Raw genomic sequence first — 8,919 nt, forward strand, 5'->3', positions numbered from 1 at the left:
GCTGAATTGTGCGGGCCGCAGGCCGAAGAGCCATGGTCCGCACATCCAGCCCGTCCGGCGTTTGAGGACAACGCGGCGAAGCCGTGTTGCGGGGTCCGGGGCGCAGCCCCGTGCGAACCGGCCCGCAGCCGGAGCTAGACCTCCACCAGGACCGTGAACGGCCCGTTGTTGGTGAGGGACACCTTCATGTCCGCCCCGAAGCGGCCCGTCTCCACCCGTGCCCCCAGCGCACGAAGCCGGGAGACGACCTCGGCCACGAGCGGCTCGGCCAAGCCGCCGGGCGCCGCCGCGTTCCACGTAGGCCGCCGCCCCTTCCGCGCGTCACCGTAGAGAGTGAACTGGGAGATCACGAGAAGCGGCGCGCCCACATCGGAGCAGGACTTCTCGTCCTCCAGAATCCGCAGCGACCACAGCTTGCGGGCCAGCTGCGCGGCCTTCTCCACGGTGTCCTCGTGCGTCACTCCGACAAGGACGCACAGGCCCTGTCCGATGATCTCGCCGACGGTCTCGCCGTCCACGACGACGGCCGCCCCGTCCACCCTCTGCACCACTGCACGCATATGGACCATGATGCCCTGCGTCCATCCAGGGCTGTTCGGGCGGAGAGCCCCTGCGCCCCGGCGTCACACAGTGGCACCATGCGTGCAGGCGGTGCTCGATGCGGGCAACGTGACCCGGAAGCAACACCGCCCGAGGGGAACGGAAGCTCATGACCACACCCATTGAGGACGGTCCCATGCTCAAGACAGCGGACAGCGTGCACCCCCGGCCGCCGAGCCAGCGCGCGGGACGGCTGGCGGACGTCCCCGGGCGGGGACTGGGCCTGCTGAGCCTCCCGGAGCTGCGCACGCTGCGCAGAGACGCCCAACGGGACGAGGCGGACCTCAGCTATGTGCGGCGGCTGCTCCAGGGCCGCGTCGACATCCTGCGGGCGGAGCTGGCGCGGCGCGCCTCGCCGGAGTCCCCGGTGATGGCCCGGCTCGTCGTGGAGCGCCTGTCGGAGATCCTCGCCGACGGGCCGTCCGCACAGCGTTCCTCCGCCCGCCATGTGACGCTGGGCACCCCGCACAGCGCGGAGTTCCGGCGGCTCGCCGAGGACATGCTGTCGGAGGTGGAGCTGTCGGACCTGGGCGCCCGCACCGACCACGAACTGCGCGAGGGCAAGCGCCGCCTGGAGGCGTACGAACGCCAGGTGTCGGTGCGCCGCCAGGGCCTGCAGCGGACGGCCGACGATTGCAGTGCCGAGATCGCCCGCAGGTACCGTGAAGGGGAAGCGCAAGTCGACGACCTCCTCTCGTGACCCTCCGGGGGGCGGTCCGCACCACCTCCCCCGGAAGGCCGACGATGACCTCCTCGACCCTTGAGTCCCCCGCCGCTGACACCGTCGGCATACCCCCGGTCCTCGCCGAGGTCGTACGCTCCGGCTTCGTCGAGGGCCACCACCGTGGTTCGCTGGTGATCCTGGCGGCCGACGGCAGCGTCGAGCTCGCCCTGGGCGACGTGTCCGCCCCCGTCTACCCGCGCTCCGCGAACAAGCCGATGCAGGCCGCCGCCGTGCTGCGGGCCGGCCTGGAGCTCTCCGGGGAGCGCCTGGCACTGGCCGCGGCCAGCCACTCCGGAGAAACCTTCCACCGCGATCTCGTACGGACGATGCTCGGGGAGTTCGGCATCGCGGAGGACGCCCTGCAGACCCCGCCGGACCTGCCCCTCGACCCCGAGGAGGCGGAGCTCTACCTGGCCGCCGGGCATGTGCGCGACCGCGTCACCATGAACTGCTCCGGCAAGCACACCGCCATGATCGCCGCCTGTGCCGTCAACGGCTGGCCCGTGGACTCCTACCTCGACGCCGACCACCCGCTCCAGCGGCTCGCCCTCGAGGTCGTCGAGGAGACGAGCGGCGAGCGCGTCTCCCACGTGGGTACGGACGGCTGTGGCGCGCCCCTGATGGCCATCTCCCTGACGGGTCTGGCCCGCGCCTTCCGCGGCTTCGTCCTCGCCGAGCCGGGCACGCCGGAGCGCCGCGTCGCGGACGCGATGCGGGCCCACCCGGAGTACGTGGCGGGCACGCGCCGTCCCGACACGTGGCTGATGCGGGAGGTGCCGGGGACGCTGTCGAAGATGGGCGCGGAGGCAGTGCAGGCGGTGGCCCTGCCGGACGGCCGGGCGCTCGCCTTCAAGATCGACGACGGCGCGCTCCGTGCCACGGGCCCGGTCCTGGCCCGGGCCCTGTCGATGCTCGGCGTCGACGTCCCGGCGGTGTCCCGCATCGCCGCGGCGCCGCTCCTCGGCGGGGGCCACCCGGTGGGCGAGATCCGCGCGACGTTCTGATCCGCCTGCGGCGGGCTTTTCCCCAGCCCCGCCCCTTCCCGCAGTGTCGATGTGCGGCTCCGCCGCGTGAGGGGGAGACCCCCAGACCCCCGACCGCGCTCCGCGCGGTGTCCTCAAACGCCGGACGGGCTGAATTTTCAGCCCGTCCTGGGGGCACCTCCCAGCGGTAGCTGGGGGAGATTGAGGACGCGGCCGCAGGCCGCCAACGGTGGGCACCCCGAAAACCACATGCACCCCGCGCGGCCAGCGCCTACGGTCCGGCCATGGCTCCAGACATCCGCGCAGTCACCGAGCAGGACCTCCACGAGTGGTCCCTGGCCCTCCGCACCGGTTTTCTCCGCCCCCCGGCGGTCACCAAGGAAGAGATCGAGTGGCGCGCCCCGGTCATCGCGCGCGACCGCGCGCACGGCGCGTTCGACGGTGGCCGCTGCGTCGCCACGTACCGCAGCTTCGACCAGCGGCTCACCCTCCCCGGCGGCGCGGACACCGTCGTGAACGCGGTCAGCAACGTCACCGTCTCCCCCACCCACCGCAGGCGCGGCCTGCTCAGCCGGATGATGGCCGCCGATCTGCGGGCCGCCAAGGAGCGCGGTGCCGCCGCCGCGACTCTGGTCGCCGCCGAGTACCCGATCTACGGCCGCTACGGTTTCGGCCCGGCCGCCTGGGTCACGGACTGGGAGGTCGAGGTGGCCCGCACCGGCCTCGACCGGCGCTACTCGGGTCCCGAGGACGGCGGCCGTGTCGACTTCGCGGACCCCTCCGACGTCCGCGCGCTCGGCCCCGGGCTGTACGAGCGGTTCCGCGCCCGGCAGCACGGCGCCGTCGACCGCACCGAACGCTGGTGGCTGACGACCACCGGCGAGCTCCCGAACGACATCCCCTGGCAGGAGCCGTACTACGTCCTGTACCGCTCCCCCGAGGGCTCCGTCGACGGCTTCCTCGCGTACACGCCCGACGACACGTGGGAGAGCAAGCTCCCCCAGTGCGCGGTGACCGTGCTCGACCTCGTCGCGGTGACCCCGGCCGCCGAACGCGCCCTGTGGCGCTTCCTGTTGTCGGTCGACTGGATCACCCGGGTCCGTACCGGGCACCGCGCGCCCGACGACGTCCTCCCGCTGCTGCTGCCCGATCCGCGCGCGGCCCGCCTCGTCACCCACGCCGACTTCCTGTGGCTGCGGCCCCTCGACATACCGGCGCTGCTGACGGCCCGCGCATACGCCTCGTCCGGCTCCCTCGTCCTCGACGTCACGGACCCGGATGGCCTGGCTGGTGGGCGGTTCCTGCTGGAGGCCGGGCCGGACGGCACACGCTGCGCGCCCACCGGACGGCCGGCCGAACTGGCGCTGGGCGTCGGCGAGCTGGGCTCCCTAACCCTGGGCGACGAGTCCGCCGCGCGGCTGGCCGCGCTGGGGCGGGTCGACGAGGAGCGGCCGGGCGTGGTGGCGCTCGCGGACACGCTGTTCCGTACGGCGCGGCGGCCCTGGTGCCCGGACGTCTTCTGACCGCCCCTTGACCTCAAGTCGACTTGAGGTTGCATGCTCTTCTCGACAGCCCGCCGGTGACCCACCGGCACCGACCGAATCCGGGGGAACCATCCATGTCCGAGGACACCTACCGCCTGGCCGTCATCGTCGCTTCCACCCGTGAGGGCCGCTTCGCCCCCACGGTCGCCAAGTGGTTCGCGAAGCAGGTCGCGGAGCGCGGCGACGTCGAGGTCGACGTCATCGACCTCGCCCACCACCCGCTGCCGCTGGACCTGTCCAAGCAGCCGGGCCCGGAGGCCGCCGCCGCCCTCGCCGCGGTGACGCCGCGACTGGAACAGGCCGACGCCTACGTCGTCCTGACCCCGGAGTACAACCACAGCTACCCCGCGTCCCTCAAGAACCTCATCGACCTGCACTACACCCAGTGGCGCGCCAAGCCGGTCGCGTTCATCTCGTACGGCGGTCTCTCCGGCGGTCTGCGCTCGGTCGAGCACCTGCGGCCGGTCTTCGCGGAGCTGCACGCGGTGACGATCCGCGAGACGGTCAGCTTCCACAGCCCCTGGGGCAAGTTCGACGAGGACGGCGCCCATCTGGACGAGGCGGACGGGGCCGCGGCCGCGGGCGCGGTGAAGGTCATGCTGGACCAGCTCGGCTGGTGGGCCGTCTCCCTGCGCGAGGCGCGCGCCGCCCGCCCGTACGGCGCCTGAGCGCCGCGGCCCCGCCGCCGGGGTCCGGTCCACGCCCGGCTCGGCGCCTCCGACCAGGTACGTTGACAGAACCATACGTACCACCGGGGGAACCATGCCCGCACACCGCCACCGTGTCCTCTACGTCACCGACCTCGCCTACGAGGCGCGCGGCCGCCGTTACTGCGACGAGGACATCCAGCTCTCGAACCGCCTCCGCCGGGAGTTCGACATCGCCCTGTGCCACCCCCTGGACGCGGCCGCCCTGATGGCGGGGTACGACGCGGTCGTGGTCCGCAACAGCGGTCCGGTGCTGAACTACCAGGCGGAGTACGACACCTTCCGCGCGCTCGCGGAGAAGCACGGCGTGCGCGTCTACAACCAGCTTTCGGGCAAGGCCGACATGGCCGGCAAGCAGTACCTCCTCGACCTGAGCGCCGCCGGCTACCCGGTCATCCCCACCGTCGACCGCCCCGAAGACCTCGACCGCCTGCCGGAGGCGGCCGAGTACGTGGTGAAGCCCAAGCTCGGCGCGGACTCCATCGGCCTGGAATTCGTCCCCCGGGACCGGCTGCCGGAGCTGAGGTACGACGGCGTCCTCGTGCAGCCGCGCATCCACTTCGCGTACGAGGTGTCCTTCTACTTCGTCGACCGGGAGTTCCAGTACGCCCTCCACGCGCCCCGGCCGGACCGGCGCTGGGAGCTGGAGACCTATGAACCGACCGCCGCCGACCTGGCCTTCGCCCAGCGCTTCGTCGACTGGAACGACATCGAGCACGGCATCCAGCGCGTGGACGCCTGCCGCGCCCCCGGTGGCGAGCTCCTCCTGGTGGAGTTGGAGGACCTCAATCCGTACCTGTCGCTGGAGCTCCTCGAACCCTCCGCCCGCGAGGACTTCGCGGTGAGCATGGCCGCTTCCCTGCGCCGCCTGATCGAGAGGCCGACCCCCTGAGCATCGGGTATGGTGACGGTCCCAGCAGGAGCACGTTCCGAGGAGGTGAGACCCATTACCGCTGTTCAGGTCGGGTGCTCTCTCCTCATGACCGTACGGCCCACCCCACGCGGGTGAGCCGCGAGAGCGCCCTTCGGTATCCCGAAAGGCTCTCATGTCTGCCGCTCTCTCCACCGTTTCCCCCGCTTCTTCCCGCGCCTCCGTCGTCACCAGGCTGCGCGCCGCCGGCTGTGTCTTCGCCGAGGACGAGGCGGAACTGCTCCTCTCCACCGCCCGTACACCGGACGATCTCGACGCCATGGTCGAGCGGCGGGCCGCCGGCCTGCCGCTCGAACACGTCCTCGGCTGGGCGGAGTTCCACGGTCTGCGCATAGCCGTCGACCCCGGTGTCTTCGTGCCCCGGCGGCGCACGGAACACCTCGTCGACCGGGCCGCCGCGCTGGCCACCGGCCCCGCTCCCGTGGTCGTGGACCTGTGCTGCGGCTCGGGCGCGGTCGGCGCCGCGCTCGCCGCGGCCGTGGCCGGCATCGAGCTGTACGCCGCCGACATCGACCCCGCCGCCGTGCGGTGCGCCCGCCGCAACATCGGCGAGGCGGGCCGGGTCTACGAGGGCGACCTCTACGAACCGCTGCCCGCCGCGCTGCGCGGCCGCGTCGACGTCCTCGTGGCCAACGCGCCGTACGTGCCCACCGACGCGATCGGGCTGCTCCCGCCCGAGGCCCGCGACCACGAGCCGCAGGTCGCCCTCGACGGCGGCTCGGACGGCCTCGACATCCAGCGCCGCGTCGCCGCGGCCGCGCGGCGCTGGCTGGCGCCGGGGGGGCATCTCCTGGTCGAGACGAGCGAGCGGCAGGCCCCGTGCACGGTCGCGGCGTTCACCGGGGCCGGGCTGGCCACCCGGGTGACGACGTGCGACGACCTCTACGCCACGGTGGTCATAGGCACCCGCCCGGACCCCGGCCCTCGTCAGTCCTGCCAACCGCTGACGGGGTAGTCGACGTAACCGCCCGCGCCCCCGGCGTAGTACGTGTCCCGGTCCCCGGTCGCCGGTTCGCGTCCCAGCGCGAACCGGGTGACGAGGTCCGGGTTGGCGATGAAGTGGGTCGCGAACCCCACGGCGTCGGCGAGCCCCGCCTCGATGACGGCGTTCCCGGACGCCTGGCCGAAGCCGCCGTTCGCGATCAACGGGCCGTGGAACAGCCGCCGGTAGCGGGCGAACGCGCCGAAGTCGGGGGCGGCCCCGGGCGCGGCCAGGTCCCGTCCGCGCAGGTGCAGATAGGCGACGGGGCGCTCGTCGAGCTCCGCCACGAGCTCGTCGTGGTCGGCGAGCGTCTCCTCGTCGGGGACGAACCGGTCCCCGGCGGTCCAGTACGGCGACAGGCGGACGCCGACGCGCCGCCCGTGCCACGGGTCGGCGACCGCGTCGAGGATCTCCAGCAGCAGACGGCGACGGCCCGCGCGGTCCCCGCCGTACGCGTCGGTGCGGCGGTTCAGGCGCGGGTTGAGGAACTGCGGGATCAGGTACGGGCCGACGGCGTGGATCTCGACCCCGTCGAACCCCGCGCGCCGGGCGCCCGCCGCGGCCGCGCCGTACTCCGCGACCGTCGCCCCGATGTCCGCGACGGTCATCTCCCTGGGAGTGACCGTCTCCTTGAACCCGTCCGAAGTGAACGACATCTCACGCGGGTCGACCGCCGACGGCCCCATGGGCAGCTCGCCCCCGAGGTGATCGGGGTGCGAGGCGGCGCCGGTGTGCCAGAGCTGCAGGACGATGCGGCCGCCGAGCGCGTGCACCACATCGGTGACCCGCCGCCACCCCTCGACCTGCTCCTCGCTGTGGATGCCCGGCACGTTGACGAAGCCGACCGCCCGCTCGCTGACCCAGGTCCCCTCGGTGACGATCAGGCCCGCACCGGCCCGCTGACCGTAGTAGGCGGCGTGCAGTTCCGTCGGCACCAGCCCGGAGTTGGTCGCGCGGGCCCGTGTGATCGGCGCCATCACCACGCGGTTGGGCAGCGCGAGGTCCCCGAAGTCGGCCCGCCGGAGCAGGGGCTGGCCGAGGTGCTCGCCGACCCCGCCCGGCTGCGGCGGCTGGACCTGGCCGTCCTGGACGCATGAGGCAGGCCGCCCGTTCAGGCGGCGGCGTAGCCGCGGGAGCGGACGACGTCCTGGAGGACGCGGGCGAAGGCGAGTGCGGCCGCGCTCCGGTAGCCGCCCTCGCGCCGCAGCCGGGTGACGGTGCGGGCGGGCAGGGCGGGTTCGAGGGGGACGGGGGTCAGCCGGGGGTGGTCGTGGGTGATGGCGTCGGGCAGCACGGTGGCCAGCGGGGTGCGCTGGACGATCTCGGTGAGCGCCTGGATGGAGTTGGCCTCCACCACGACCTCGGGCCGCACCCGGTGCGCGGCGAAGTAGGCGTCGACGTGGCCCCGGGTGGCGAAGTCCTCGCTGAGCAGGGCGAGTCGGCGCCCGGCCAGTTCCCGTACGGGCAGCGGGCGGGGCAGGTCGACACCGGTGACGAGACCGAGGGTCTCGGTGAACAGGGCGGTCGCCTCGATGCCGGGCGGGTGGGGGCCGTCGAAGGCGATGCCCAGGTCGAGTTGGTCGGCCAGCAGGGCCGCTTCGATGCGGCCCTGGGTCATCTCCTTGACGTCGAGGGTGATGCCGGGGTGCCGGGCGTGGAACTCCGCGGCCAGGGGGCCGACGAGGTAGGCCGTGAAGGTCGGCGTCACGGCCAGCCGCAGGGTGCCGCGGGAGAGGTCCTGCACGTCGTGGACGGCGCGTTCGGCGGTGGCCAGGTCGCGCAGGGCGCGGCGGGCGTGGTGGACGTAGACCTCGCCGGCGTCGGTGAGCCGTACGGTGCGGCCGGTGCGGTCCAGGAGCTGGCTGCCCACGGTCCGCTCCAGCTGTTTGATCTGCTGGGACAGGGTGGGCTGGGAGATGTGCAGGTCCTCGGCGGCACGGGTGAAGTTGCCGTGTTCGGCGACGGCGAGCAGGTAGCGCAGATGACGGAGTTCCAGAGCCATACCCCCGACCATAGACCACATCGATAGGAATCATGGCTACCACGTCTTGGACTCTATAGGTGCAGGTCGTGCATGGTGGATCTCGTCAGCCCGACGGGCCGGCATCACCGAAGGGAGTGACCATGCACCACCTCTCCGAGGGCCTCGCGCGGTTCCGGCGGGAAGTCTTCCCGGCCAAGGCGGAGCTCTTCGCCCACCTGGCGACCACCCACCGGCCGACGACACTGTTCATCAGCTGCTCGGACGCCCGCGTGGTGCCGGAACTGATCACCGGCAGCGAACCGGGCGAGCTGTTCGTCATCCGCACCGCCGGCAACCTCGTACCCGCCTACGCACCCCGCACCGACGGCATCGCGGCCAGCATCGAGTACGCCGTCGCCGCACTGGGCGTCACCGACATCGTCGTCTGCGGACACTCCGCCTGCGGCGCCATGACCGCCCTCGCC

At 72.9% G+C, this 8,919-nt stretch carries 10 protein-coding genes; 7 read left to right on the top strand and 3 right to left on the bottom strand.

Going from position 1 to position 8,919, the window contains the following annotated elements; genetic code table 11:
- Positions 1 to 134: 134 nt before the first annotated feature.
- On the bottom strand, positions 135 to 560 hold the full coding sequence (dtd, locus tag ACWD4A_RS34605) for a D-aminoacyl-tRNA deacylase (protein ID WP_451200337.1): 426 nt from the start codon (positions 558 to 560) through the stop codon (positions 135 to 137).
- Between the two features lie 149 nt (positions 561 to 709).
- Between dtd and ACWD4A_RS34610 the strand changes: the two genes are divergently transcribed.
- The 6 genes from ACWD4A_RS34610 (at position 710) to ACWD4A_RS34635 (ending at position 6,444) form a co-directional block, all read left to right on the top strand.
- Entirely contained in the window at positions 710 to 1,300 is a 591-nt protein-coding gene (locus ACWD4A_RS34610) for an RsiG family protein (protein WP_451200339.1), read from the top strand.
- A 44-nt stretch (positions 1,301 to 1,344) separates the two neighbouring features.
- Positions 1,345 to 2,328: an asparaginase gene (locus ACWD4A_RS34615; protein WP_451200341.1), complete on the top strand. Its 984-nt coding sequence runs from the start codon at positions 1,345 to 1,347 to the stop codon at positions 2,326 to 2,328.
- 263 nt (positions 2,329 to 2,591) lie between these two features.
- Complete coding sequence (locus tag ACWD4A_RS34620) at positions 2,592 to 3,830, top strand: GNAT family N-acetyltransferase (RefSeq protein WP_451200342.1); 1,239 nt, start codon at positions 2,592 to 2,594, stop codon at positions 3,828 to 3,830.
- Positions 3,831 to 3,925: 95 nt separating this feature from the next.
- Positions 3,926 to 4,519: an NADPH-dependent FMN reductase gene (locus ACWD4A_RS34625; RefSeq protein ID WP_451200344.1), complete on the top strand. Its 594-nt coding sequence runs from the start codon at positions 3,926 to 3,928 to the stop codon at positions 4,517 to 4,519.
- A gap of 94 nt (positions 4,520 to 4,613) precedes the next feature.
- On the top strand, positions 4,614 to 5,450 hold the full coding sequence (locus ACWD4A_RS34630) for a hypothetical protein (RefSeq protein WP_451200345.1): 837 nt from the start codon (positions 4,614 to 4,616) through the stop codon (positions 5,448 to 5,450).
- A 154-nt stretch (positions 5,451 to 5,604) separates the two neighbouring features.
- Positions 5,605 to 6,444 (top strand): putative protein N(5)-glutamine methyltransferase, encoded by an 840-nt coding sequence (locus tag ACWD4A_RS34635; RefSeq protein ID WP_451200348.1) that lies wholly within the window; start codon positions 5,605 to 5,607, stop codon positions 6,442 to 6,444.
- Here the strand turns inward: ACWD4A_RS34635 and ACWD4A_RS34640 are convergent.
- Together ACWD4A_RS34640 and cynR are read right to left on the bottom strand one after the other, a co-directional pair.
- Positions 6,417 to 7,499, bottom strand: a complete 1,083-nt coding sequence (locus ACWD4A_RS34640) for an alkene reductase (RefSeq protein ID WP_451200353.1) — start codon at positions 7,497 to 7,499, stop codon at positions 6,417 to 6,419. The genes ACWD4A_RS34635 and ACWD4A_RS34640 overlap by 28 nt on opposite strands.
- An 83-nt stretch (positions 7,500 to 7,582) precedes the next feature.
- Complete coding sequence (gene cynR / locus ACWD4A_RS34645) at positions 7,583 to 8,473, bottom strand: transcriptional regulator CynR (protein WP_451200351.1); 891 nt, start codon at positions 8,471 to 8,473, stop codon at positions 7,583 to 7,585.
- Between the two features lie 122 nt (positions 8,474 to 8,595).
- Between cynR and ACWD4A_RS34650 the strand changes: the two genes are divergently transcribed.
- Positions 8,596 to 8,919: carbonic anhydrase (locus tag ACWD4A_RS34650; protein WP_451200352.1), on the top strand; the 324-nt coding region annotated here is incomplete at its 3' end.

This window comes from Streptomyces sp. NPDC002537, assembly GCF_053594975.1.